Annotated in this window: 15 protein-coding genes and 1 pseudogene; 7 read left to right on the top strand and 9 right to left on the bottom strand. The window is 57.9% G+C overall.

Annotated features, from left to right (window positions below; translation table 11 throughout):
• The first annotated feature begins 47 nt into the window (after positions 1-47).
• Together rnr and murJ are read left to right on the top strand one after the other, a co-directional pair.
• On the top strand, positions 48-2597 hold the full coding sequence (gene rnr / locus F8N36_RS00075; protein ID WP_291330710.1) for a ribonuclease R: 2550 nt from the start codon (positions 48-50) through the stop codon (positions 2595-2597).
• Positions 2597-4213: a murein biosynthesis integral membrane protein MurJ gene (gene murJ / locus F8N36_RS00070; RefSeq protein WP_291330709.1), complete on the top strand. Its 1617-nt coding sequence runs from the start codon at positions 2597-2599 to the stop codon at positions 4211-4213. Before rnr ends, murJ begins: the two co-directional genes overlap by 1 nt.
• 15 nt (positions 4214-4228) lie before the next feature.
• On the opposite strand, the gene F8N36_RS00065 is transcribed toward murJ, so the two are convergent.
• The 5 genes from F8N36_RS00065 to F8N36_RS00045 form a co-directional block, all read right to left on the bottom strand.
• Positions 4229-5020: a hypothetical protein gene (locus tag F8N36_RS00065; RefSeq protein WP_291330708.1), complete on the bottom strand. Its 792-nt coding sequence runs from the start codon at positions 5018-5020 to the stop codon at positions 4229-4231.
• Positions 5021-5078: 58 nt separating this feature from the next.
• Positions 5079-5585, bottom strand: a complete 507-nt coding sequence (locus F8N36_RS00060; RefSeq protein ID WP_291330707.1) for a metal-dependent hydrolase — start codon at positions 5583-5585, stop codon at positions 5079-5081.
• A gap of 111 nt (positions 5586-5696) precedes the next feature.
• On the bottom strand, positions 5697-7979 hold the full coding sequence (locus F8N36_RS00055; protein WP_291330706.1) for a vitamin B12-dependent ribonucleotide reductase: 2283 nt from the start codon (positions 7977-7979) through the stop codon (positions 5697-5699).
• A gap of 532 nt (positions 7980-8511) precedes the next feature.
• A complete protein-coding gene (locus F8N36_RS00050) occupies positions 8512-10911 on the bottom strand; it encodes a small ribosomal subunit Rsm22 family protein (protein ID WP_291330705.1) in 2400 nt (799 codons plus the stop codon).
• Complete coding sequence (locus tag F8N36_RS00045) at positions 10912-12744, bottom strand: ASKHA domain-containing protein (RefSeq protein ID WP_291330704.1); 1833 nt, start codon at positions 12742-12744, stop codon at positions 10912-10914.
• Positions 12745-12942: 198 nt separating this feature from the next.
• Here F8N36_RS00045 and fliM point away from each other — a divergent pair, with 198 nt between their 5' ends.
• Entirely contained in the window at positions 12943-13923 is a 981-nt protein-coding gene (fliM, locus tag F8N36_RS00040) for a flagellar motor switch protein FliM (protein ID WP_291330703.1), read from the top strand.
• 154 nt (positions 13924-14077) lie between these two features.
• Here the strand turns inward: fliM and gmhB are convergent, their stop codons facing one another.
• Positions 14078-14710 (bottom strand): D-glycero-beta-D-manno-heptose 1,7-bisphosphate 7-phosphatase, encoded by a 633-nt coding sequence (gene gmhB, locus F8N36_RS00035; protein WP_291330702.1) that lies wholly within the window; start codon positions 14708-14710, stop codon positions 14078-14080.
• A gap of 209 nt (positions 14711-14919) precedes the next feature.
• The gene (locus F8N36_RS00030) at positions 14920-15321 is read right to left on the bottom strand and encodes a MucR family transcriptional regulator (RefSeq protein WP_291330701.1); all 402 of its coding nucleotides are present in this window, start codon (positions 15319-15321) and stop codon (positions 14920-14922) included.
• Positions 15322-16141: 820 nt separating this feature from the next.
• Between F8N36_RS00030 and F8N36_RS16305 the strand changes: the two are divergent.
• A pseudogene (locus F8N36_RS16305) lies at positions 16142-16669 on the top strand (potassium channel family protein); the annotation flags it as partial.
• A 51-nt stretch (positions 16670-16720) separates the two neighbouring features.
• A complete protein-coding gene (locus tag F8N36_RS00025) occupies positions 16721-17413 on the top strand; it encodes a TrkA family potassium uptake protein (protein ID WP_291330700.1) in 693 nt (230 codons plus the stop codon).
• 74 nt (positions 17414-17487) lie between these two features.
• On the opposite strand, the gene F8N36_RS00020 is transcribed toward F8N36_RS00025, so the two are convergent.
• Positions 17488-19257, bottom strand: coding sequence for a methyl-accepting chemotaxis protein (locus F8N36_RS00020; protein ID WP_291330699.1), 1770 nt, complete (start codon positions 19255-19257; stop codon positions 17488-17490).
• A 413-nt stretch (positions 19258-19670) separates the two neighbouring features.
• Here F8N36_RS00020 and F8N36_RS00015 point away from each other — a divergent pair, with 413 nt between their 5' ends.
• Positions 19671-20273, top strand: a complete 603-nt coding sequence (locus F8N36_RS00015) for an RICIN domain-containing protein (protein ID WP_291330698.1) — start codon at positions 19671-19673, stop codon at positions 20271-20273.
• A gap of 94 nt (positions 20274-20367) precedes the next feature.
• Here the strand turns inward: F8N36_RS00015 and F8N36_RS00010 are convergent, their stop codons facing one another.
• A complete protein-coding gene (locus F8N36_RS00010) occupies positions 20368-21255 on the bottom strand; it encodes a glycosyltransferase (protein WP_291330697.1) in 888 nt (295 codons plus the stop codon).
• A gap of 706 nt (positions 21256-21961) precedes the next feature.
• Here F8N36_RS00010 and F8N36_RS00005 point away from each other — a divergent pair.
• The coding region (locus F8N36_RS00005; protein WP_291330696.1) for an Ig-like domain-containing protein at positions 21962-25145 on the top strand (3184 nt) is incomplete at its 3' end.

Here is a 25145-nt window from a genome sequence, read left to right as displayed (position 1 = left end):
GCGAAAGGCCAGGCCTTTTGCCCCCTTCTTTCGCTCTACGGAACACTATGAAAAAGAAAAAATCCCAGCGTGGAGCGCCCGGCGCTCTCGCACACAAACCAGGCTTTCCCTCGCGTGAAGAGCTGCTGGACGCACTTGCGGCCCAGTCGCGGCCCATGCGAGTGGACGGCATTTTGCGCGTCTTGGGCCTTGCCCGCCGAGCCAAAGGCGACCTTGAGGCAATGCTGACCGGCCTTGCCGAGCAGGGCCGTCTTTTGCGCCTGCGCGGCGGCCTGTGGACGCGCCCAGAAGCCCTCAAGCACATTGTGGGCCGCTTCAGCGCGCTGCGCGACGGCGGGGGCTTTGTCACGCCCATGCGCCCCGTAAATGAGGGCGAAAACAACCGCGACAGCAGGCTTGAATTTACCGGCGCGCGCGACGTGTACATTCCCGCCGCGCAGACCGGCGAGGCATGGCATCAGGATATCGTACGCGTGGCCCTCAGCCCCGGCGCAGCCCGCGGCCCCTCGCCCGAAGGCCGCATTATAGAAGTGGTGGAACGCGGCCTTGCCGAAATTCCCGCCCATGCAGCCCACCGTACCGGCAATACACTTTTTTGCCGCCCTGCAGACGCCCGTCTCACCGTGAATTTCAGCGTGGAGCTGGCTGCGGGCGATACCCCACCCCAGCCCGGCACACTGGTGCTGCTTGCTCCCCAGCAGAGGCTGGCCTCTGACCTGTGGACAGCCCGCATTGTGGGCGACTACGGACGCGAAGATGACGTGGCCGTGCAGGAAGAGTTGGTCAAGCTCAATCACGAAGTGCCGCGCGACTTTCCCGCTGGCGCGCTGGCAGAAGCCCAGCAGCTGCCCGACGGCCCCACGGTAGAAGACATGCGTGACCGCGAAGATGTGCGCAGTCTGCCCCTTGTGACCATTGACGGCGCGGATGCCCGCGATTTTGACGACGCCGTACAGGTGGAGGACCGCCCGGGCGGCGGCTGGCTGCTGCGCGTGGCCATTGCCGACGTGAGCCACTACGTGCGCCCGCGCGGCAACGGCAGCACTGGCGCTCTGGATGCCGAGGCCCTAGCGCGCGGCAACTCGTGGTATTTTCCCAAATCGGTCGAACCCATGCTGCCAGAGGTGCTTTCCAACGGGCTGTGCAGCCTGCGCCCCGATGTGGACCGGCTGGCCATGATGGCAGAGATTCCTTTTACCGCACAGGGCAAACCCGGCAAACCGCGCTTTGCGCAGGTGGTCATGCGTTCCGCAGCGCGGCTGACCTACAATCAGGTCAAGGCCTGCATGCTCGACAACGACACCGCAGCCATTGCCAACCTGCGCGAAAACCCGCGCGGCGAAGAAGTCATTACCATGCTGCAAAGGGCCTTTGCCCTGTACGCGGCCCTGCGCGATGCCCGCAGGCAGCGCGGCAGCCTTGATTTTGACCTGCCAGAGGCAGACAGCCGCCTGGACGAAGCCGGGCGCGTGGTCTGGATGGGCCACCGCCAGCGGCACGACGCCCACAGGCTTATTGAAGAATTCATGATCGCGGCCAACGAAGCCGTGGCGCGCTATCTGCGCGACGTGGGCATGCCCTTTCTGTACCGTGTGCACCCGCTGCCCGATCCAGAACGGCTCGAGAGTCTTTTTGACACCCTTGCGGGCGTGGGCATGCAAGATCTGCCAGCCCGGCCCGATGCCGCTGCCATGCAGGGCATACTTGCCCGCGTGCAGGGCACGGATCAGGAATTTCTGGTCAACCGGCTCTGCCTGCGGGCCATGCCTCAGGCCCGCTATCAGCCCTTTAACGAGGGACACTTTGGCCTTGCCTCGCAGGCCTATTGCCACTTTACCTCGCCCATTCGCCGATACGCCGACCTGCTGACCCACCGCGCCCTCAAAACCGCGATGGGCATTGGTGTGGGCGCTCTGCCCGCAGGGCAGAAGCTGCTGCGCATCGGCGACCAGATCAACCGGCGCGAGCGCGCGGCCATGGCCTGCGAACGCGAAATGGACCGCCGCATGGGTTGCCTTGCCCTGCTGCCCCGTGTGGGCGAGCACTTCAAGGGCATGGTGGCCGGTGTTACCGACTTTGGCATATTTGTGGAGCTGGCCAACATGCCTGTGGAGGGCATGATCCGCATCGATGACCTTGGCGACGACTGGTACGACTTTGATCAGCACACCATGAGCCTTGTGGGCCAGCGTTCTGGCGTCATGTGGCGCATGGGGCAGAGCCTTGAGGTGGCGCTGGCAGAGGTGAACCTTGGCCGGCTGGAGATTCGCCTCATGCCGCTGGAGCTGCCCAAGGCTGCTCAGGGCAACTGGCGGGGAAGGGGCAAATCTGCCCGCAAACCCGCTGGCAGGTCTGCACACAAGGGCGGCGCAAAACCTGGCCACACCAGCCGCCCCGGCGGCTCGCGCTCTGGCTGGAAGATCACCTCGCCCGGTGACGAAGGCGGAAAGAGCGGTGGCCAGAGCAAGGGCAATGGTGGCGGCAAGGGCGGAAACAGAAGCAAAACCAGCCGCCGTGGTGGCGGTTCCGGCTTTGGTGGCAACAGCTCTGGTGCCAAAAGGTCTGGCGGTCAAACCGGCAAAAAACGGGGCCGCTGATGGCGCTGCTCACAGCCCAGCAACGTATGGGGGCTGCCGCCCTCATACTGGCGGCCAGCACGATTCTTTCGCGCCTCATGGGTCTTGCGCGCGACAAGATCATATCGTGGCAGTTTGGCGCTGGCGGCGAGTCAGACATGTACTTTGCCGCCTTTGTGGTGCCGGACATCATCAACTACCTGCTGGCTGGCGGCTTTATGTCCATCACCATCATCCCCCTGCTGACCCGCAGGTTTCAGGAGGATGAGGCCGATGCCTGGAATTTTTTTTCGTGCGTGTTCTGCTGGATGGCCGCCGCCTCCACCATGCTGACAATCGGCGGCATGGCCTTTGCGCCGTGGCTGGCGCGACTGGTGGCCCCCGGTTTTACGCCGGAACAGTGGGTGCGGCTGGCCTTTTTCATGCGCATCATTCTGCCCGCCCAGATATTCTTTTTGTGCGGCGCGTGCGTGACAGCCCTGCTGTTCATGCGGCGGCAGTTCCGCGTTCCGGCGCTGGCCCCGCTCATCTACAACGGAGCCATCATTGCCGTGGGCCTGCTGCTGCCCTGGCTGGCAACCACGCAAACGGCGCAAAGCGCCCTGCCCCCGTGGCTTCTGGTCCACATGGACGGCATGACCGGCTACTGTGTGGGCGTTACCATAGGCGCGGCTCTTGGCACCTTTGTGCTGCCCCTGCGGGTGGCAGCACAGCAGGGTCTGCGACTGGGCGTGGTCTGGCGGCACGAGCTCATGGGCAAATTCATGCTCACGGCCCTGCCCCTCATGCTGGGGCAGACCATCATGATGCTGGACGAACAGTTTTTGCGGGTGTTTGGCAGTCTGGCTGGCGACGGCGCGGTGAGCCTGCTCAACTACGCGCGGCGCATAACCCAGGTTCCCGTGGGACTGGTGGGGCAGGCAGCCGCCGTGGCCTCATATCCCTTTCTGGTGGCTCTGCTGGCACAGGGCGAAACAGAAAGCTTCAACACCACCCTGCGCACGGCCCTGCGGGCCAGCGTGGCGCTTATCATTCCCTGCGCTTTCTGCATGGCGGCCACAAGCTGGCCCATTCTGGGCGTGATATTTCAGGGCGGGCGCTTCAGCCCTGCGGATACGCTGGCGACCCTGCCGCTCACGCGCATCATGCTGGCCGCCACACCCTTCTGGATAATTTACATGGTACTGGTGCGCGCCTACTACGCCCACGGCGACACAATTACCCCGGCGGTAACCGGCAGTATCATGACTGCCCTGTGCATACCGGTTTATTACTGGTGGGCCGTGCCGCACGGCGCGTGGGCTATCGCCGCCCTTTCGGGCCTGAGTGTGAGCCTGTATGTGCTGTGGCTGGTGGGCATATGGATTCGCCGCCACGGCAGTGGGGCGTTTGCGGGGCTGACCGGGCTGGGCCTGCGGGTGACATTCTGCTGCCTGCCTGCCTCGGCTGCCAGCTGGTGGGTCTCAGAGGTGTGCATGCGCACCTTTGCGCTATCGCCCATTCTCAAGGCCTGCGTGGTGCTGATGCTTGGCGGATGTGCCTTTGCTGCCCTGTTTTTGCCCATTGCCTGGCAGTGCGCGCCCGAGACGCTGGAGCCTGTGCTGCAACGCCTGCGGCGCAAGCGCAGTGCGGCCTGATCAACCCGCCAGACCCTATCTACCCTGCCGCGCGGCCTGCCACTGCTGCAAGCGCCGCTCGAGCAGGGAAATCACCGCCCCCGCCAGCAGGGCCGCGCTCGACGCAAGGCTGTAGCACAGCCATAACGGCAGGCGCTCGACCCCTGTCATCACCACCACCGCAAAGGCTATACAGCCAAACCACCCAGCCATGATGCCGCGAAAAATGCTTACCACGGCCGCTGCCCCCAGCGTGGCGTGGGCAAAGGGCACGATGGAACAGACCATAACGGGAAAAAACATGAGCACGCCGCTCCAGCCGGGTCCGAGCCAGTGGGCGGCTTCCGTCACTGCAAAGACAAGGGTGGCCCCACAGGCCATCTGCACCGGCACCCGCACATAGGCCGACATGGCGTGGCCGTGCTCAACACGGGCCACAACCCTCGGCAGACACACCAGCACCAACGCAGGCGCAAGAGAAGACAGCAACACTGCCCACAGCGGTGTAAAGGACATGTGCAGCACGCTCCAGCCACCGCCAAAAAAGCCGCACAGGGCCACAGGCAGGGCCACAAACCAGGGCAAACCCGTGGCCGCCAGCCACGGATAGATGAGGGCCGTTGCCGTGCAGGCCAGTACGCCCAGCAGTGTGTTGAACGAGGCCGTGGCTGAAAAGGCCGGGCCCTGCTCCAGCGTGAGAAAAAAAGAAACCGGACCGGAAATGAGCGGCAACCCCGCAATGACCCCGCCCACAAAGGCCCCCCAGCGGCGGGCCGCCAGCAGGCAAAGCAGGATAAGCAGAGGTGTGAGAAGGATTTTGACCAGCATCGGCAAACCGCCCGGTTGCTGCGATAAGCGCCGCCACCAGGGCGGAGTGCCGCACGTGTTAAAAGAGGTGCGAGCGGGCCAGCTTGTGCGTGAGCCGCAACAGGTCATCATGGTACAGCAGCCAGCTCAAGCCCACAACGCAAGCCAGAAAGCAGTATTCCCCAAGGCTGCCAGTTGAGCACAGCTTGAGCGAAATCTTGTTCTGGCGCGAAAACGGCGTAAGCGGCACGCCCGAGGGTGTCAGCATGTCCAGCAGCACGTGGCTCAATCCGCCAAAGCCCAGTCCCACCAGAGCATCACGCCCCAGCGAACCAAGACTGGCGCTGGGCAGCACCAGAGCCGCCACGCATATGGCCAGCCACCAGCCAAACCAGTGGGTGGTTCCCCTGTGTATGGCGTTGAATATCTTTTGCTGGCCCCTGCGGGTGGGCGCAAGCCCGGCCATGCGCTGATCGAGCACATCGGGCAGCACGGCCCCTGCGCAGGCAGCCGCAACGCCTCCAAGAGGCAGGTGCAGCGCCAGCGCCGCCGCCACGGCTGTAGCCTGATGCGTAATCCATTTCATGTGTGAACCGTCTTGTAAAAAATAATGCGGGAAGGAATCTCTTGTACAAAAGAGCACTCCTCCCCGCAAGTCATCATGCCGAAACGCTTGCTGATTCGTTAATGCCTGGCCTTACCCGCAGCGCGAAAAACCGCAGCTCGGGCAGATAAGGCAGCCTTCCTGAAACACCAGGGGCTCGCCGCATTCCGGGCAATTCTGGGCTTGCAGGTCGTTGACGTCGCCGATGTGCTCATCCTTGAGGTAGCGCTTTTCCAGTACCCAGGCGATGGCATCGGGAATGGAGAGCAGCAGCCCTTTACCGCGAAACACGGGGTGCTCGCCGCCTATACCCTTGATCTGGGCAACCACGTCGCGCACATGCACGCCCGAGCGCAGAGCCAGCGAAACCAGACGGCCAATGGCCTCGGCCTTGGCGGTGATGGAACGGCCAGATTTGCCAATGGTGGCAAAGACCTCAAAGGGTTTGCCGTCCACCTCGTTGACCGTGAGATACATGACGCCAAGCCCGGTGGGAACCTTTTGCGTAAAGCCCCATACGATGTCGGGGCGCTTGCGCACGCCAGCACCGGCCTGCTCCGCCGCAGAAGACTGCATTGGGGCTGCGCCCGTTTCGCCGTCCATTTTCTTTTGGCCTTCGCCCGTAGCCAGCACCTGAATACTCTTGCAGCCGTCACGGTACACGGTTACGCCCTTGCAGCCTTCCTGATAGGCCAGCCAGTAAATATCAAAAATATCCTGCTCTGTCGCACTGTTGGACAGATTTACAGTCTTTGACACGGCATTGTCGGTGTGCCGCTGAAAGGCCGCCTGCATGCGCAGATGCCACACCGGAGCAATATCCATGGCCGTTACATAAACCTTGCGCAGGGTGGCGGGCAGATAGTCCATTTCCTGAATGGACCCCTTGGCTACCACGGCATCCATAAGCTCGTGGCTGAACAGACCAGCCTCGCCCAGAGCCGCCTCAAAATGGGGATTCACCTCCACAAGGCGCTCGCCGTCAAGAATATTGCGCGTAAAGCACAGGGCAAACAGCGGTTCCACACCCGAAGAGCAGCCCGCGATGATGGAGAGCGTACCCGTAGGAGCAATGGTGGTTACCGTGGCGTTGCGGTAGGGGCCAAGCTTCTTTTTGCCGTATACCGAGGTGGCATAGGCCGGGAAAGCCCCGCGCTCTGTGGCCAGCTGAGCCGAAGCATTGTGCCCTTCTTCCTGAATAAAGGCCATGATGCGCTCGCCAAGCTCGATGCCCTGCTGCGAATCATAGGCCACCTCAAGCTGATAGAGCAGATCGGCAAAACCCATGACGCCGAGACCGATCTTGCGGTTTTTGCGCACGGTTTCGGTGATGCTGTCGAGCGGAAACCGCGAGGCGTCGATGACGTTGTCGAGAAAGCGCACAGAAAGGTGCACCACGCGTTTGAGTTCGGCCCAGTCAATGCCCTCGCGGGCGGGGTCGGCTTCCCCGTTGTGCCCGGTGACATAAAAACACGAAAGATTGATGGACCCCAGGTTGCAGGCTTCATAAGGCAGCAGGGGCTGCTCGCCGCAGGGGTTGGTAGATTCGATCTCGCCCTGGTCGGGGGTGGGGTTGTCGCGGTTGATGCGATCGAGAAACACAATGCCCGGATCGCCCGACTGCCAAGCCTTTTTGACCAGCAGCTCAAAAATCTCGCGCGCACGCAGGCGGTTTATCACTTCGCCAGAATTGGGGGCCACAAGGTCATAGTGCTCGTCGTTTTCAACGGCACGCATGAACACTTCGGTCAGGCCCACAGAAAGATTGAAGTTGTTGAACTCGCCTTCTTTTTCCTTGGCGCGGATAAATTCAAGGATATCGGGGTGGTCTACGCGCAGAATGCCCATGTTGGCACCGCGCCGGGTTCCGCCCTGCTTTACCTGCTCTGTGGCCGTGTTGAAAATACGCAAGAACGACACGGGACCAGAGGCAACACCGCCGGTTGAGCCCACACGGCTGTCCTTGGGGCGCAGGCGCGAAAAGGAAAAGCCCGTACCGCCGCCAGATTTGTGGATCATGGCCGCGTATTTGACCGCGTCAAAAATTTCTTCGATGGAGTCGCCCACAGGCAGTACAAAACAGGCCGAAAGCTGACCCAAATCAGTACCCGCGTTCATGAGCGTGGGCGAATTGGGCAGAAACTTCCATGTGGTCATGAGGTTGTAAAAGGCGCGCGCCAGATCCTCACCCTTGCAGGTAGACTGTGCGTACTTGGCCTCCTCGGCGGCTATGGAAGCGGCCACGCGCCAGAAGAGATCGCGTGGGGTTTCAATTTGTCGGCCAGTCATATCCTTGCGCAGGTAGCGCTTTTGCAGAACAACTTCCGTGTTGGGTTTCAGCTGCGGCTGCGGCAAATTCTTGGGCATTGCGAACATGAAAAACAACCCTTTTTTTTAAATCTGACGGCAGAGGAAATGATGCCTGCCGCGCAAGAAAATGTAGTCCCCAAACAGAAGCCGCACTGGGCGGCCTACACTGAGAGCGTGTGACAAAGAAGCAGTATACACGGAACAGAACTGAAAAAAAGCCCCCGAATATCCGCATTATTCCATTAACATACTAAAATAAATAGAATAATTAACAATAAAAATAATCAATAGTATTGATTATTTCTCTCAAACTTTGCTCTCTCCTCGATTTTGGGCCATTGGCGCGGGCTTGGGAACCTGACCTTTTTCAAAATTTTTCCGCGTTCGACAGACACGGCATGTTCATTAAAATGGGTAATCCACCTGCACCATGTGTACAGCGCACAAAACCGACCGCACATTAGGTAGGCAAGACAGTGGCGTAAACAACACAACCAGCCTGAAAAGGTTCACCAATGGCAAGGGGCGGGCAAAAGCCCGCCCCCGATATTCATTTCAGGCGTTGTGTCATAGACGCTGTAACAGCATGTCAGCCCGGTTAAGGCTTGCCGCCGCGCGGGCCGGAGCGTCTGCTCTGGCCGCCTTCACGCCCACCGCTTCGGTCCCGGTTGGGGGCACGCCCTCCGTCACGGCTCTGGCCGCCACGGTTGTTTCTGTCCTGCCTGTCCTGACGGCCATTGCGTTCCTGGCGGTCATTACGATCTTGCCGACCACCACGATCCTGTCGGTCTGAACGGTCTTGCCGGTCGTCACGACGTGGCCTGTCATTACCCTGCGGACGCGGAGGCCGCCCGCCCTGGCCATTGCGGTCATCCCTCCGTGGGCGGTCATCGCGCTGCTGGCGGTCGCCATGTGGGGTGCGGGCCGGACGGTCAGACTGGTCGCGGCCTGCGGGCCTGTCGCCATCCTTGCGGTAGGGAGCGGGCCTTTGGCCCCTGCTATCCCGATTATCACGCCCTTCACGTCCTTCACGCCCATCGCGGCTGTCGCGGCGGTTATCACCATCACGGCCACGGCCATCGCGAAAATCACGGCCATCACGCCCGCCTTGTCTGTCCTGCCCATGGGGCTTGTCCTGCCCGTAGGCCCTGTCCGGGCGGCGGGTCAACACATCATCAGCACCGGGGCGAGCCGGGGGGCTCACCAGCAGGGCTCCGCTTTTGCGGTCACGCTGCACACTGGCGGCAAGATTCACAGCGAGGGCATCACCAGAGGCCAGAGCCTCGGCATTTTCCAGCAGCAGCAGGCCCTTGCATGAGCAGGCGTAGCGCGCCCGGCCCGCAAGGCCGGGAACCACAAAGGGCGCAGAAAGCACACGGGAGGCCACGGGATTGCCCGCTGCTGCTTCAGATTCTGGCAGAGCAGCAAGCAGCAGGGGCGAAAGGCTCAGGCTGCTTTTTCCAAGGTCAGCGGCCAGCGAAAGGTCTTCGAGCCACTGGGGTGCCCCCTCGCTGCCAAAGGTAAAGTGGCACCATGTGCGGCCACCCTGCCCGCGCAGCAGCGGGCAATCGAGCTGATGAGTGCAGGGGGCAAGGGCTGTAAGCCCGCCGTCCACGGCCAGCTGGCGCAGGCGCATGATAGTTGACCCGCCAAGGCGCGTACCCGGCTCCACAAATAGCAGGGCTGGCCCGGCGGCTGCAGAGGCATCGGCCTCCGCATTTCCCACATGGTCAAAAAGGGGCGAAAGGGATTCGAGAAAACTGTCCAGACGATCCTCGCGGCAGCCCTCGGGCTTGTCCACCTCTGCGCCTTCCGCAGCCGGGTTGCCGTCAAAATCCACGCCATCGTTGTCCAGCGAATCAAATTCGTCTTCTTCCTCAATGGCACTGGCCCCACGCGAACGTTTTTTGCCAAAACGCAGCTCGTTGAGCACGTTGGCGGCGCTGATCAGCCAGGGGCGGGCCTTGCCACCCGAAAGCAGGGGCGCGGCCTGCCGCACAACCTGATCGAGAGAGGCGCGTACCACCCGTACAGGCCAGACAGGCTGCCCGGTGAGCTCGCCCAGCACTTCCATAAGGGTTTTACCCAATTCAAGCGGCTGCGAAGATGTGTCGAGCGCCAGCACGCGCAGGGGCGCAGAGCGCCACTCGGGCTTCGCCAGCCAGAGCGCCAGCGGCAGGGTCAGCGGGCCAGAGCCCACATCCACCAGCAGAGCCTCGCCCCCCTGGGGCGCAACGCTGCGGGGATCGGGCAAGGGCAGGCTGGCAAGAACCCGCGTGAGGCGCACAAGGTTCCATGGCAGAAAATAATACAGGTAGGCGCTGATGGACGCCGGGGAGCTCCAGTACGGGCGGTCAAGACCCGCGCGTTCTGTGGTGAGCAGTCGCGAAAGCTGGGCAACATCATCGGGCAGGGTACGTCGGTGCGCGCTGTTAAGGGGCCACACCTTTGCCAGCGCTTCGGGCAGCATATCGAGAATACGAGTGGCCTCTGCCGAAAGCGGCGGAAAGAGTGCCTTGACCGCAGGCCACGCCCCTACTTCAAAAGGACGCGGCGCATGGCGCGGACGCTCGGTGGTGTGCTCGCCAGAGCGGTCGTCATTGCGCTGGGCCGAGGGCGCAAAGCGTTTGCCGCCATCGCGCTTTTCTGGGCGCAGGGCGGGCCTGCCGTAGCGGTCTCTGGGAGTATTGGGCGAACGGCGGTCGTCGCGCCTGTCATCGCGCCGATCATCACGCCTGTCAGCGGGACGCGAGGGGCGACGGTCGCCCGACCTGTCACCGGGGCGGCCACCATCGCGGTCATTACGGCGGTCGCCGGGGCGCGAAGGACGGCGATCGCCAAAGCGGTCACCCGGCCTGTCGGCGGGTCGATCATTACGGCGGTCATCACGTCGGTCATCGCGCCTCTCTGCGGGGCGCGAAGGGCGACGGTCGTCGGCACGGTCACCAGGGCGGCCACGCCCACCGGAATTGCGGGAAAAATCATCGTTCGCAGACATTTAAACTCCAAAGCGCATATGGCGCAGATATTCGGTGTGAAAATTTGGTTGATCTACAAGAGAAATGACCACGGCATCGCGGCACATGCGGGACAGGGTTGCAGCCTTGTCGCCATTGAGGGCCAGCAGGGCTGCTCCGTCCAGCGAGGTATTGCCCACGGCGCGTATGCGGTGGCTCAGGGCTGTGGGTACAAAACCCACGGTTTCGAGGTCGTCCGGGTTGGCATATTCACCCAGAGTACCGGCCAGGCACAGGCTTGCAAGGCCGCCCACAGGCAGGCCCGCTGCCTGCAGCAGGGTGTAGAGGGCAAGGGTAAAGGCCGCTTTGACCTTCAGCAGTTCTTCCACATCTGCCGCCGCCAGCCACAAGCCGTGCGGCAGGCGCAAACGCGCGCCGAGCCTGCTGCCGGGTTCGGGCAGTTCCAGCCCGGCGGCCAGTTTTCTGGCCAGAGGCATGGCCGGGGCCGCCACAAACTGGCCGTCGTCGCGCAGTACGCCCGCGCGCAGCAAAAGGGCCAGCAACGAAAGATACCCTGTGGCGCTGATGCCCCGTGCCCCACTCTTCTGTTCATGTGGCCGCACCTGCCCTACGGCACTTTCGGCCTGCTGGCAAGCGGGACAAGGACAGTTTCCGCCTCCGGCGCTATGAACCGGAGACTGATCTGCGGCTTGAGCGTGCGGCTGCGCGATTTCTGGCCCTTCATAAAAACGCGCGGCAAAGCCCATGGGCGTTAGCGCAAAACCCGTCACCACACCGGGGCCAGCCAGCTGGCCGCATTCGGGCCCAATACCCTCCAGCGCGGGGCCAAGGGGCACGCTGGTCAACCACAGGTCGCCAGCTTCCGTCACCAGGGCCAACTCGCCGTTTGTGCCAAGATCGGCCAACACAAAGGGACGGGGAATATCAGCCTCAAGCAGGGCCATCAGCCCGGCGCTCATATCTCCGCCCACAAAGGGCGCGGGCAAGGGCGGAATATAAACCGGCGGCAAGCCGGGCACGAAGGCTGTTTCGTCCCCACCGTGGGCAAGCCTGTACGGAGCGGCGCACAGGCCCTGAACATCGCGGTTGAGAAAAATATCGGTCATGGCAGTATTGGCAGCAAGGCACATGTGCTCCACGCGCCCCACGCCCGCCCGGACAAGAGAATCAGTAATCCTTTGCAGATCGTGCCGCACCAGCTGGGCCAGCAGATCGCGCCCTTCTGGCGTGCTTGCCACGGCAAGACGCGACATTATGTCCGCCCCGGCGCCAGCCTGAGGGTTGAGAGTGCGGCCTTCGGCCATCGGGACACCCTGCATATCCAGAGCACGCCAGCACAGTGAGGTTGTGCCCAGATCAACGGCCAGCACCAGAGCGCGCAACCCGGCTAGAGGCAGACCCGGAGTCAGGGCCTCTGGCCCGGCCAGAACTCTGGCCCCCGGCAAAAACAGCCCGGCCGCCCCACCCTTTTGCGGGCTATCGAACAAAGGTGCCATGCTTTCTGGCGGCAATTCCAGCTCAAGTACGCTTGGGCCGCCCGAGGGCATGGCCGCAGTGTCGGGTACTTGACGGCGGCAGGCCAGCCGCCAGCCTTCCTCCAGCTGTTGCGGGGTAAAAACCACATTTTCTGCTGGCAGAACCGATGGCGCGTTGTGCACAAAGCGCACCCTGCAACGCCCACAGTGACCAAGGCCCCCGCACAGCGACACGGGGTACACCTGACCAGAAAGCCAGATTGCATGCGAAAGGCTTTGCCCGGCACTGGCGGCAACAGTGAGCCCCGGGGCAGGCAAGGCGCGTTCTGCCGGGGTTTTCAGGGGGTGGCCGCTGGCCGGTAAAAGACGCACTATCATCTAAATAGCCTGCCTTAAGGCTCCGCCAAAGGCAAGCGCGCCAGTAGTATTGTAAATACCCAGTCCCATGTGGACCGCCTGCGGAGGGCGCAGCATCCGCTTGTCAAACTGGCCTTTATCTTGCATATTTCAGCTGCATGGTCGTGCGCGGAAATTTTGCACCGCAACACACTTTTTCACGACTGTTCCGAGGCTGGCATGAATAAAGTTCTGGCGCAAGACGAAGTTGATGCCCTGCTGCGCGGCCTTTCCGGCGGGGAAATCGAAAACGAAACGGAAACGCAGGAAGATGAATCCGGCATTGTCTCTTTTGACCTTGCCAATCAGGATCGCATCATCCGCGGGCGTATGCCCGTGCTTGAAATCGTCAATGACCGTTTTTCGCGGCTTTGCACCAATGCTCTTTCAAATTCTGTGCGTAAGCGGGTGGAGTTGAACCCCATTTCCATCGACATGACCAAGTTTGGCGAATTCATGCGCTCGCTGCCGGTCCCCACGTCCATCAATATTTTCAAGATGGATCCCCTGCGCGGCAATGCCATCATGGTTGTTGACTCGCGCCTGGTTTTTGCGCTGGTCGAAAACGTGTTTGGCGGCGCGGGTTCGCAGCCCAAGGTCGAAGGCCGCGAATTTACGCGCATCGAACAGGCCGTGGTGGACAAAATCGTCAAGATCGCCCTTGAAAACATGGAAGAATCGTGGCGGCCCGTGCACGATGTGAAGCTTGAACTGGTGCGCAGCGAAATCAACCCGCAGTTTGCGGCCATTGTGCCGCCCAGCGACGTGGTGGTGGTCATCACCTTTGAAGTCGAGCTTGATACTGCCCTGGGTTCCATGATCATCTGCCTGCCCTACGCCACCATTGAACCTATCCGCTCAAAACTGCATGCCAGTTTCCAGACCGAGCGCCTTGAAGTTGACCACGCCTGGGTGGCCCGCCTCAAGGAACGCCTGCTGGAAACCCCTGTGGAAATGAAGGTGCATTTTGGCCGCACCACCATTACGGGCAACCAGCTGCTGCGCATGCAGGTGGGCGACATACTGGTGCTCGATACAGACCACGAGGACATGCTCAATTGCACGGTGGCTGGCGTTACCAAATATCAGGGGCTGCCCGGCACCATCAAGGCCATGAAGGCCTTTCAGATTATCAAGGAAAACGAACCGCAGTACACCTGACAGCGTTGCGGGTCTGCCCGCTGAAAGCCATAAGATCCCATGCCCGCCGAGCCGCGCAATATGCGGCATCCGGCGGGCATGGGATCTTGTAGTTCTGCTGTGCGCAGGGCTGCCTGAGCAGGCCCAAAAGCTTATGGATTATTTTTTCGCTAATCTACGGGGCGACCCTGCCAGGACACCCACCGCCACAACTGCCGCCTGGTAGCTTTGTAAGTCTGTGCGCGCGCATTTCAGGCGCAAGTATGTGCACTCCCGCTGCCGGAAGGTGCGGCACAACCTTGACTCCCTCGGGCACAGGCACGTTGTCTTCGTACGCACCCACGGGGGAGCGCAAAAGTACGCAACTGCACCCGGCAGCAAGGCCCGCCTGCACGTCACGCACGCGGTCGCCTATCATCCATGAACGCGCAAGATCAATATTCAGATCAGCCGCCGCCCGCAGAATCAAACCGGGTTCAGGCTTGCGACAGTCACAGGGACCTGTGATTTCAGGCAGGTGTGGGCAGTAATACCAGGCGTCAATCACGGCATCTTGGGCAGCAAGGTCTTCACGTATCCAGGCTTCCAGCGCATGGAGGTCATCCTCGCTAAACATGCCCCTTGCCAGACCAGACTGGTTGCTCACCACCACAAGCAGATACCCCACGGCATGGAATCGCTTGAGCGTTTCAACAACGCCCGGCAGCCATTGCCAGTCTTGCTTGCGGTGAACGTAGCCGGTATCCCTGTTCAGCGTGCCGTCTCTGTCCAGAAAGATGGCACGGCGCGGCTTGTCTGACATGCTCATGAGTACTCTGTCCTTTAAGGTTTGCCCGGTTTGGGTGGAGCGTATTTGCGCGCAATTCTGTGCGAAAATGCAAAAAAATGCAAAAACGCTCCCCTCCCGACGGCATCCCTGCCGCACTATGGGAACGGCCCTGTAGAGGGCCGGTCTGCTTCCCGTTGCGCTGTTTAGGACATACGATAATCAGAAAAACGCTCAGAATGCGCAAAGCTCTACTTTTGAGCGGTCATCCTGCGTTCCCACAGCTTCATGTCATTCATCTTTTTGCGGCGTTCACGCTGCAGAGCCTTGCAGGCCAGGGGTGCACCCTTTTTGAAGCCCCACTTTTCAAGGTATTCCTCGGTGGTGAGACCGTGGGTCGCCAGATGACGCTTCGTCAATATCTTAAAGCTCTTACCGCACTCAAGGCAGGTAACGCTTTTTTCCTTGATCGACTTTCTGGCTTCAAGCACAACCCCATCAAAGTCAGGCTCACTAGCAGCTTCGCCCATGGCCACAGCGCGAATGCTTACAGCGACCTTTTGGACATAGGCCGTGATTTCTTCCGCGCTCATAACACGTACGCCCGCCTGCGCCTTGGAGATTTCCAAAGCACCCTTTAAAAAATCGTCCATTTCGTCTCCGCGATATATTAAGTTAAAAAGCTTTTGAACTACAAGGTTTCAGCACAAACACTATTTCGATAATGCAATTTGTGTCAACCCAATTAGAGCGATGAGCGCTCCTAATTAAATAGACCTTCTTGCAACGTATAGAGAACAATATATACACGGGCTAAAAAAATACCCTATCCATATCTAGAGATATCTATAGCCTGCAAACAGCAAATACCATCCCCAATAACTTCAAAATCAAAAAAACTCACCAAAAAGGTAGTAATATAGAAAAAAACTCAAGAGTTTTAACATTTCAAGTCAATCAAAGACATAAATATACACTATTGAATTACATCATTGCTTATACTCATAATATTGATTCCAAAAAATTGATTAAAAATGACTGATTCACCAACCTGTTTCAAAGAGCAAATACAATTTAGTATGATTTTTTTCACAAAGATAATTATTATGAATTAATACAAATCAGTTCAAATTTTCAACACTACATATGATCTTTTCAACCAAAGTCAGATTGTATTCAAAAAAAATCATGCCATAATTTTTTCCAGCAATCGCTCAAGCCCATTGGGCAATAAAACTCATTCAGAATCCCCTTGACTGCCACCACATCTATCGGACCAATTGAATTTATTTTTACATCAGGAATAAAAAATTCAAGTGCACAAAATTTTGCATATCAAGGAATATGAGTGCATTCTTCGTTATTTTTTTTTACATCAATTGGCTCTGAGTATATTATTTTCTTATAAAGCAATAAATGCATTCCTATAGATAAATTATATATGACAATTACGGTAAACCACACACATTATTGATGCGCACGCAACAGTTTTTACCGGCAGATGTTTGGAGCATTTGCCCAGAGAAATGGATGCCCGATATTCATAAAAATTCTTCTCCCAGGCTGCATATTCTGTTGAAATATTGCCAAATCACTCGTAAACCACATTTTACGCACCAAATTGAACGAAATTCCCCTCAGCCGAACTTGTCTTCGCTTGAGGGTGTTCATCCATGCCAAGAACAGGCAGGCTGCACAACGATGAAAACAAGCTTAAGAAAACGGCTTTATCTACGCATGTTGCGCTTCAGGCAAAGGATGGGCATTTTCTGGCCCATACTACTGAATGGTGCAGTGCTCTTCATTATATTTGTTCTTGGCACTCTTGGGTACATGTACATCGAAGGCTGGCCGCTTTTTGATGGTTTTTACATGGTACTTATCACCCTTTCCACAATTGGGTTTGGCGAAGTATACCCCTTGGACCATGCAGGAAAGGTACTTACTTCTTGTGTAATTATTTCTGGCGTAGTCTATTTTGCCCTTCTCATCGGCTATTTTGTTCAGCTGGCATCTGAGGGGCGCGTTTTTCAAATGATGCGGAGGCGCAGAGTGGACAAGGCGATCGCGGCCCTTTCTGGCCATTGCGTTTTGTGTGGGTTCGGGCTTGTGGGAAGAGTGGTGGCCGCCGAGCTTGCCGCAGATGGTGTGGATGTGGTGGTGGTTGAAACCGACGACAAAAAGTCTGAAGAAATTGAAAGTGCCGGCTATTTTCTTGTGCGGGGAGACGCCACCTCGGACAATGTAATGATGCGCGTTGGCCTCAGCCGGGCCAAGGCACTGGTTGCGTCCATGTCCAACGATCCGGCCAATGTCTACGTGGTGCTTTCGGCCCGCGCCATGAACCCCGATCTATATATTGTTTCGCGTGCCAGCGACAACCGCCACATCAGCAAGCTGAAAACAGCCGGGGCTAACCGCGTGATACTGCCGCACATGATTGGCGGGCAATCCATAGCCCAGGCCATCCAGCGCCCGCTGGTCGAATCGTTTCTGCACCGCAGCAACGCCAATGACGAAGTGCTGCTTGACGAATTTCTGGTCTCCGACAACTCCCCTCTGGTGGGCAAAAGCCTGGCAGAAGCAGCCCTGACCAAGACGCACGACGTGATCATTCTTGCCATCAAGAATCAGGAAAGTTCCATTTTGCAAAAAACCCGTGCAGATACGGTTGTGCAGGCAGGCGACGTGCTGCTGGTGGCTGGATCAAAAGCGCACCTGCAGGGCCTTAATGAAATGATGTAGGCCCTACGCCAACACATATTTCACCTCAAAGGGCCGCCCCAACCAGGACGGCCCTTTTTTTACTGTATCGCCCATCAGCCCTGGTCTTTCATGTCGGCAATCAGGCGCCGCAATACCTGCGACTGCTGCGCAAGGTCGGCCACAGCCCTCGCTGCCTGTTCCATGGCCTGCGCTGTTTCAGAAGAGATGGTGGCCACCTGCTCTACCGAGCGGTTGATTTCTTCGCTGGCAGCCGATTGCTCTTCGCTGGCGGTGGCGATGGACTGCACCTGCTCATTTACTTCCTGAACATACTCAAGAATCAACTTCAGTGATTCACCAGAGCGTATCGACAGCTTGTTGGCCTGCGCTATGGAATCGCCAGCCTTGTCCACGTTGGCGATGTTCTTGCTGGTTCCTTCCTGAATGCCCTTGATGGCGTTGCCCACTTCGTGCGTCGCAGACATGGTTTTTTCTGCCAGCTTGCGCACCTCATCTGCGACAACGGCAAAACCGCGTCCCGCGTCACCTGCGCGCGCGGCTTCTATGGCCGCGTTGAGAGCAAGCAGGTTGGTCTGATCGGCAATGTCGGCGATCACGTTCATAATCTCCCCGATGCCTTCAGCCTGTTTGCCCAGCTCGTCCATATCCCTTTTTATGGACAACGACTGCGTGTGCACATCCTCAATGCCCTTGACCGCATCGCTTACAATCTGCGCGCCTTCAAGGGCTTGTTTATGGGCTTTGCCCGATACATCTGCCGCCAGTTGGGCATTTTTTGCAACCTCCAGCACGGTGGCGTTCATCTGCTCCATGGCAGTGGCTGTTTCGCGCACGCGGGCAGACTGCTCGTCGGCCCCCCGGCTCGATTGCTCCACCTGAGCAGAAAGTTCTTCTGAGGCGGAGGTGACGATTTCCACCACACCTTCAAGCTCTCCGGCTGCCTGCAACATGCCCTCGGCTTTGGCGCGCTCGGCCTGCTTGCGGGCCTCGTGCGCCTCGGCCGTGGCCAACTGGGCTTTTTCCGATTCTTCGGCAGCCTCCCGGCTCTTTTGATCTGCCTCGGCGATCTTGCCTTTGAGGGTTTCTACCATATGCTTCATGGCACCAAAAACGCCTGTTTCTTTTCTGGCGGGGTTAAACTGCGCTTCCAGGTCACCCCCGGCAATGCGTAACGCCAGAGCCGCAAGCGAAGCAGGCTCGTCGCCCAGCTGACGTAGCATGTTGCGCGAAAGACAACCGCCCATGCACACTCCCAGCAACACGGAAACCACAACGCCAAGCACGGTGACATTTCTGGCGAGCAAATAATCACTGCGGCTCTGCTCGCTGACGCGACGGGCAAAGTCCATTTTTGTCGCCGCCACAGCCCGGATGGTTTCTGCCAGCTTGCGCACTTTTTGCCGCCCATCGGTGGATGAAACCTGCTGCGCTTTTGCATTCATGGCAGGGTCGGTAGTGCTGCCAAGCTCCACTATTTTTTTATGCACATCGCGCCAGTCGCTAATTACCGACAAAAGCTGCGAAACCAGATACTGCCCTTCTTTGGAAACAAAATACCCCGGCAATTCATGAAGATACTTGTCCAGAACGGAATATTCCGCATGCAGAGCTTTCAGCTGCGCCTGGTTTTCTTCTTCCGACGTGCTGATAATCAGGTCTTTTTCTTCACGCACAATGCGCAGCACACATATGTTGACATCCCGGGCAACATCGAGGCCTTTCATATGGATGGTGTATAGTTCATCAACGTCGTCAGAGATCCCGCCCAGTTCGACAACTCCAAACGAACCGACAGCCACGGTAAAAAGTGAAAGCATCAAGCACAGGCCGAAAATCTTCTGCATAGTTGTAATTTTCACCATACGTTGCCTCCATGCTGTAAATTTCCCACGAACGAAAAGGCTGTTTTAAATTTCATGAAATCAATATTCATATTTGTCGTCACAAATAATTATCTGTTTATGGTTTTTTAAAAATAATTTATTCTTTATCAATTTTTTTAGCGATATAAATTTTTATTAATATATATTATATAGATAAAAAAATTGAAGCTAGATCTTAAAAATTCGATAATTTAAAAAATATAAATATACAAGCAAATATCTCCATAACCAACCATGCCCAGCGACACACTCGGCCAAAGCCTGCCAAAGGCACAAATACTACTGCACATCTGGTGGTTTGCAGCAATCTTTTGCGGCTGATATAAACCAGAAGTCTATGCGTCATCATCGCGCAACGCGCGCGTTAACTGGCCCACACCAAGAGGAATGTGATGAAGACCACCAGATTTGCGACGCCGGGCCTCGCTGCCCTCAGCAAAAAAGTCGTGCGACTGGCCCTGCCCTTCCTTTTGCTACCCCAGCTGACGCTGGCCGCGGTGATTCCCAATGGATTATATCTGATGCAGATGGCAGACAGCGCCCACACGGTGTTTTTTTCAACCGGCGAGAGGCCACCCCGTGTGGCCCTGAAAAAGTATTCACCGTCACATATCTGGAGTTTTGAACATCTGGGCAACGATTATTATAAAGTAACCGAGCAGAGCTATCATCTGGTTCTTGATTCATTCAGAAGTGAAAAATACAACGGTGTACCCATCATCACATTCCCCTGGCATGGGGGAAAAAACCAACGGTGGCAGGTAATACGCAAAGATGAGTTTTACTGCCTTATAAATCAGGAAACCGGGCTGGCCCTCGACCTGAAAAACAACCAGCAAAAGGTAGGCGGAGTTTTTCAGGGATACACCGCCAACGGTTCTCGAGGGCAGCTTTTTCGCCTGACCCCCCTAAAAAAGGGCGAGCAGCAGGAAGAACGCGCGAACGAACCCGCTGATGAGATAAAATCGTTCAGCAACGGGCCTGGGGCAGAGTGAGGATGCCGCAGGCCCATGATGCCCCCTGAAATGTAAAGGGCCGCTCTCACAGAGCGGCCTTTTGATGTATTGTGCTGTAGTGCACGGACAGCGGTCAGGCTTCTCTATTCTGTTCGGATTCCTGCTCGGCGGCGATATAGTGCTGGATAAAATCCTTGCGATCGGCGGCGTAGCGCATTTCTGCCCGCAGGTAGGCCGGGTCGGGATAAAAATCGTAGGTGCCGTTATCGAGGCGGCGCTCCATAAATTTGCGCTCTACCCGCAAAGGACGAACGCCAGAAAAATAAAGGGCGTTGTGAAAATAAAACATGCCCCGGTATTCGGCAGAAAGGCCGTTTGTCTTGCGGATCTCGTCGTCAAGCAGCGTGTTTTCCCTGTACAATGCGTGCTGGTGCCGTATGTACTGCTCGCTGTTGGCCACGTAGAGATTTTTCAGCCCTGCGGCCTTGAGCCGTGAGCTGAAATCAGAATCTTCAATGCCATACAGTCCGTAGTCTTCATTCCAGAATCCCAGGCGTTCGTGCGTGGCCTGCGGAATAAGAATGCACGAGCCCACGCTGTATTCAACCGCAAAACTGGCGGCTCCTTCCGGCACACCTAGCCACGCATCGTCAATATAATATCCCGCACAGCCAATATCGGGGCCATACTGTACTGTTTGCAGCAGGGTTTCGAGCCAGTCAGCGCGCAGCACTTCAACATCGTTGTCGAGCTTTACGTAATTCTGGGCGGGCACCGCCGCCCAACCAAGGTTTGCTGCCACGGCCACACCCATATTGCGCCTGCACAGCAACAACGTATCAATAACGCCCTCGGTATGCAGAGCCTTGAGGCAATCGACAGACCCGTCCACACTGTTATTGTCCACAACAGTCAGATGCCAGCTGTTGAATTCTGTTTTTTTCAGTGCGTTGATGCAGTTAATGGTGGACTGGCACCTATTGAATGAAGTTACGGTAACGTTTACCACGCACTCAGCCATAGGAGGCCTCCGAGCCAGAAGCAATATAGTAAATTTGGCCACTCAAAGGGGGCTATTGCAGGCGGCACAAGTACAAACAGCATTTTTCAGCCGATTGTTATCCATGCAAGACATACTTGCCCATACCATATAGCGCCTGCCTCTACCATTAAAACATCACGGCCACCCCATCAGCAGAACAATGCCACTTGCTGTCTCCACACCCTCTGAAGCCGACCGTGAGGCCAGCGACAAGAGGCTCGGGAAAATATAATAAACCCTAATTCCCCGCTATCTTCATCAACATGTAACATTATGCATTTACATAAGTTTATAGCAAATCTCGAACGCCCAAAAACTGTCTTTCCGAGCAGGGATATTTTAAATTCGATTAACTTGACACCAACACCAAACCGGAGCAGAGTTCATTTGCCAGAATAAGAATGCCACTTGAGCGAGCTTTTTCTGTTTGCTTGGGCATCTGGCGGATGCCGACCCTAGGCATCCACAGGTCTGTTGACTTATGTGCCAGAGCCTGCCTCAGGTTTGGGTGCATCGGTAAAAAGGACTTCCGGCAGCACTTTGCCGTTGATGGCTCCTTTTTATTCGGGAAGGCCAACCCTTCTTTTTCTCCCTGCTATTGCGACGCACTATGGCGTCTCTCATCAGTTAAGCGCACCCGCCGTGTTATTCATGGTGTTATGTGCGCATAACCGGGCGTTGTATCATGCGCCCAAAAGAAGGTAATCCCATGGCAGACATCAAGCTCACCCGCCCCGCAGCAGGACAGAACATTGTTGTTCCCAGCGCGCCAGATGCCCGCATGGTTCTCGACTTTGCAGCTGACCAGGTCAGCATAGACAGACCGCAGGGATCAGACAGCCTGTTCTTCCGGTTTGATGATGGCTCGTCCATTGAGTTGCAAAATTTTTATACCCAGTACAACAAGGAAGCCATCCCCTCGTTTGAGGTTGACGGTCAGCTGATCGCTGGCGCGGACTTCTTCAACGCCTTTGGTCCCGACCTTGCCCCTGCGGCTGGTCCGGCCGCTGGCCCCACGCGTGGTGGTGGATACCAGGACTACACCAATGCAGGGCTTGTAGACGGCCTGAACTCTCTTGGCGGACTTGATCTTCAGCTCGATGGCGGTGCTGCTGGTCAGGGCGCGCAGTTTACCACGGCTACGGTACCGTTGGCCGCGGCCGCTCCGGTTGACACCACTCCCCCGCAGGTAGCCATTACCCTGAACCTGACCACCGCCAACGGCGACAAGGTTCTGAACATCGCCGAAGCTGCCTCTGAAAAGAGCGTGACGCTTTCGGGCATTGTGACAGTAAGTACCGACACTGCGTCGATTCCCAACACGGTTGAACTGAAGCTTGGCAACATTACGCTTGGCAATGCCACACTGACCCACAATGCAGATGGCACCTACAGCTACACCCTTGAGGTTGACGGCGCGATGTTCAAAAACTCCACGGTGCAGGAAGTGACCACTTCCATCACCGTGGCTGACGCTGCTGGCAACACCGCCACGGCGCAGGCCCATGACAGCTTCACCCAGGATACGGAAGCCCCTGCTGCCAATATTACCATTAACGTTATCGCTGGCGATGACGTGATGAACAAGGCAGAAAGCGAGCAGCCCAACACCGCTATAAGCGGCACGGTGAGCGGCGATGTAAAGGTGGGCGACACCGTCACCCTGACAGTAAACGGGCACGAATACACCACCAAGGTGGTTGACCTTGGCAACGGCGTGCTGGGCTACCAGGCCAGTGTCAGCTCCGCCGACCTCATAAGCGACCACACCATTGACGCCAGGGTTGTAACCTATGATGAAGCGGGCAACCCCGGCGTAGCCACAGCCACCCGCGGAATCGGCGTGGACGTTACCCCCCCCGCTGCGGGCATTACCATCGGCGTTATCGCTGGCGACGATGTGCTCAACATTGTTGAGAGCGGCAAGGAAACAACCCTCGTGGGCGGCACCGTGAGCGGCGACGTCAAGGCTGGCGACACCGTCACCCTCACCGTCAACGGGCACGAATACACCGCGACCGTGGTGAGCACCAACGGCGTGCTCGGCTACCAGACTCAGGTGGCAACATCTGATCTTTCGGCCGACCACAGCATTGATGCCAAGGTTGTGACCTATGACGACGCTGGCAACCCTGCCGAAGCCACCACCAGTCGTACCATTGATGTTGACACTACGCCCCCGACCGCCGGCATTACCATCGGCGTTATCGCGGGCGACGACGTGCTCAACATTGCCGAGAGCGGCAAGCCAACAACCCTTGTGGGTGGCACGGTGAGCGGCGACGTCAAGGCTGGCGACACCGTCACCCTCACCGTCAACGGGCACGAATACACCGCGACCGTGGTGAGCACCAACGGCGTGCTCGGCTACCAGACTCAGGTGGCAACATCTGATCTTTCGGCCGACCACAGCATTGATGCCAAGGTCGTGACCTATGACGCTGCCGGCAACCCTGCCGAGGCTAGCGCCAGCCGGACCATTGATGTCGACACTACGCCCCCCACTGCGGGCATCACTGTCGGCGTTATCGCGGGCGATGATGTACTCAACATCGTTGAAAACATGCATTTGAAAACCTTGGTCGGCGGCACGGTGAGCGGCGACGTCAAGGCTGGTGACACCGTTACCCTTACCGTTAACGGGCACACCTACAACACCACGGTTGTCAGCAACAACGGTGTACTGGGTTATGAAACCTATGTAAGAACCTCCGACCTGCGCTTCGACCACAGCATCGATGCCAAGGTCGTGACCTATGACGCTGCCGGCAACCCCGCAGAAGCCACCGCCAGCCGTACGGTCAGCTTTGACCTTACACCTCCCGCGGCGGCCATCACCATCGGCGTCATTGCCGGTGACGACGTGCTGAACATTGCAGAAAACAATCAGGCCAAAACCCTGGTAGGCGGCACGGTTGGCGGCGATGTCAAAGAAGGTGACACCATTACCCTGCTGGTCAATGGGCACGAATATACCACCACGGCCGTAAGCACCAATGGTACGCTCGGGTATCAGGTAGAGGTGAACACGTTCGATCTGCGCGCAGATCACGAAGTTGACGCCATAGTCATAACTCGTGACGCAGCGGGCAACCTTGGGTTTGCCACAGCCAGCCGCACGGTGAGCTTTGACACCCACGCGCCCCATGCGGAAATCACCATCGGCGTCATCGCCGGTGACGACGTGCTGAATATTGTGGAAAATGCCCAGGCCAAGACCACCGTGGGCGGCACCGTGGGTGAGGACGTCAAGCTGGGCGACACCGTCACCCTGACAGTCAACGGCCACACCTACACCACCTCGGTTGTCAATATTAGCGGCAACAAGCTCGGCTACAGCACCCAGGTGGACACTGCCGACCTGCGCGCCGACCACAGCATTGACGCCAAGGTCGTGACCTATGACGACGCTGGCAACCCCGGTTCCGATACGGCCACCCGCACGGTCAATTTTGACACCACGGCGCCCACTGCGGCCATCACCATTGGTGTGATCGCTGGCGACGACGTGCTCAACATTGCTGAAAACGCCCAGACCAAGACCACCGTGGGCGGCACCGTAGGCGGCGACGTCAAGGCTGGCGACACCGTCACCCTGACGGTCAACGGCCACACCTACACCACCTCGGTCGTGAACACCGGCGGCACGCTCAGCTATAGTACCCAGGTAAACACCGCTGATCTGCGCGCCGACCAAAGCATTGACGCCAAGGTCGTGACCTATGACGCAGCCGGCAACCCCGGCTCCGCAACGGCCACCCGCGATGTCAGCTTTGACACCACGGCGCCCACAGCGGCCATCACCATCGGCGTTATCGCTGGCGACGACGTACTGAACATTGCAGAAAACAATCAGGCCAAGACCACCG

It is taken from the genome of Desulfovibrio sp. (genome assembly GCF_009712225.1).
GTDB lineage: Bacteria > Desulfobacterota > Desulfovibrionia > Desulfovibrionales > Desulfovibrionaceae > Desulfovibrio.
Note: the sequence above shows the minus strand (reverse complement) of the source record. Positions and strands in the feature narration are given on the sequence as shown.

Excerpts from the sequence above, each read along its gene's own strand:
- F8N36_RS00020 (WP_291330699.1), bottom strand. The coding sequence starts at position 19,257 with ATGGTGAAAATTACAACTATGCAGAAGATTTTCGGCCTGTGCTTGATG.
- F8N36_RS00055 (WP_291330706.1), bottom strand. The coding sequence starts at position 7,979 with ATGTTCGCAATGCCCAAGAATTTGCCGCAGCCGCAGCTGAAACCCAAC.
- F8N36_RS00015 (WP_291330698.1), top strand. The coding sequence starts at position 19,671 with ATGAAGACCACCAGATTTGCGACGCCGGGCCTCGCTGCCCTCAGCAAA.
- F8N36_RS00045 (WP_291330704.1), bottom strand. The coding sequence starts at position 12,744 with ATGATAGTGCGTCTTTTACCGGCCAGCGGCCACCCCCTGAAAACCCCG.
- fliM (WP_291330703.1), top strand. The coding sequence starts at position 12,943 with ATGAATAAAGTTCTGGCGCAAGACGAAGTTGATGCCCTGCTGCGCGGC.
- gmhB (WP_291330702.1), bottom strand. The coding sequence starts at position 14,710 with ATGAGCATGTCAGACAAGCCGCGCCGTGCCATCTTTCTGGACAGAGAC.
- F8N36_RS00065 (WP_291330708.1), bottom strand. The coding sequence starts at position 5,020 with ATGCTGGTCAAAATCCTTCTCACACCTCTGCTTATCCTGCTTTGCCTG.
- F8N36_RS00050 (WP_291330705.1), bottom strand. The coding sequence starts at position 10,911 with ATGTCTGCGAACGATGATTTTTCCCGCAATTCCGGTGGGCGTGGCCGC.
- murJ (WP_291330709.1), top strand. The coding sequence starts at position 2,597 with ATGGCGCTGCTCACAGCCCAGCAACGTATGGGGGCTGCCGCCCTCATA.
- F8N36_RS00030 (WP_291330701.1), bottom strand. The coding sequence starts at position 15,321 with ATGGACGATTTTTTAAAGGGTGCTTTGGAAATCTCCAAGGCGCAGGCG.
- rnr (WP_291330710.1), top strand. The coding sequence starts at position 48 with ATGAAAAAGAAAAAATCCCAGCGTGGAGCGCCCGGCGCTCTCGCACAC.
- F8N36_RS00010 (WP_291330697.1), bottom strand. The coding sequence starts at position 21,255 with ATGGCTGAGTGCGTGGTAAACGTTACCGTAACTTCATTCAATAGGTGC.
- F8N36_RS00060 (WP_291330707.1), bottom strand. The coding sequence starts at position 5,585 with ATGAAATGGATTACGCATCAGGCTACAGCCGTGGCGGCGGCGCTGGCG.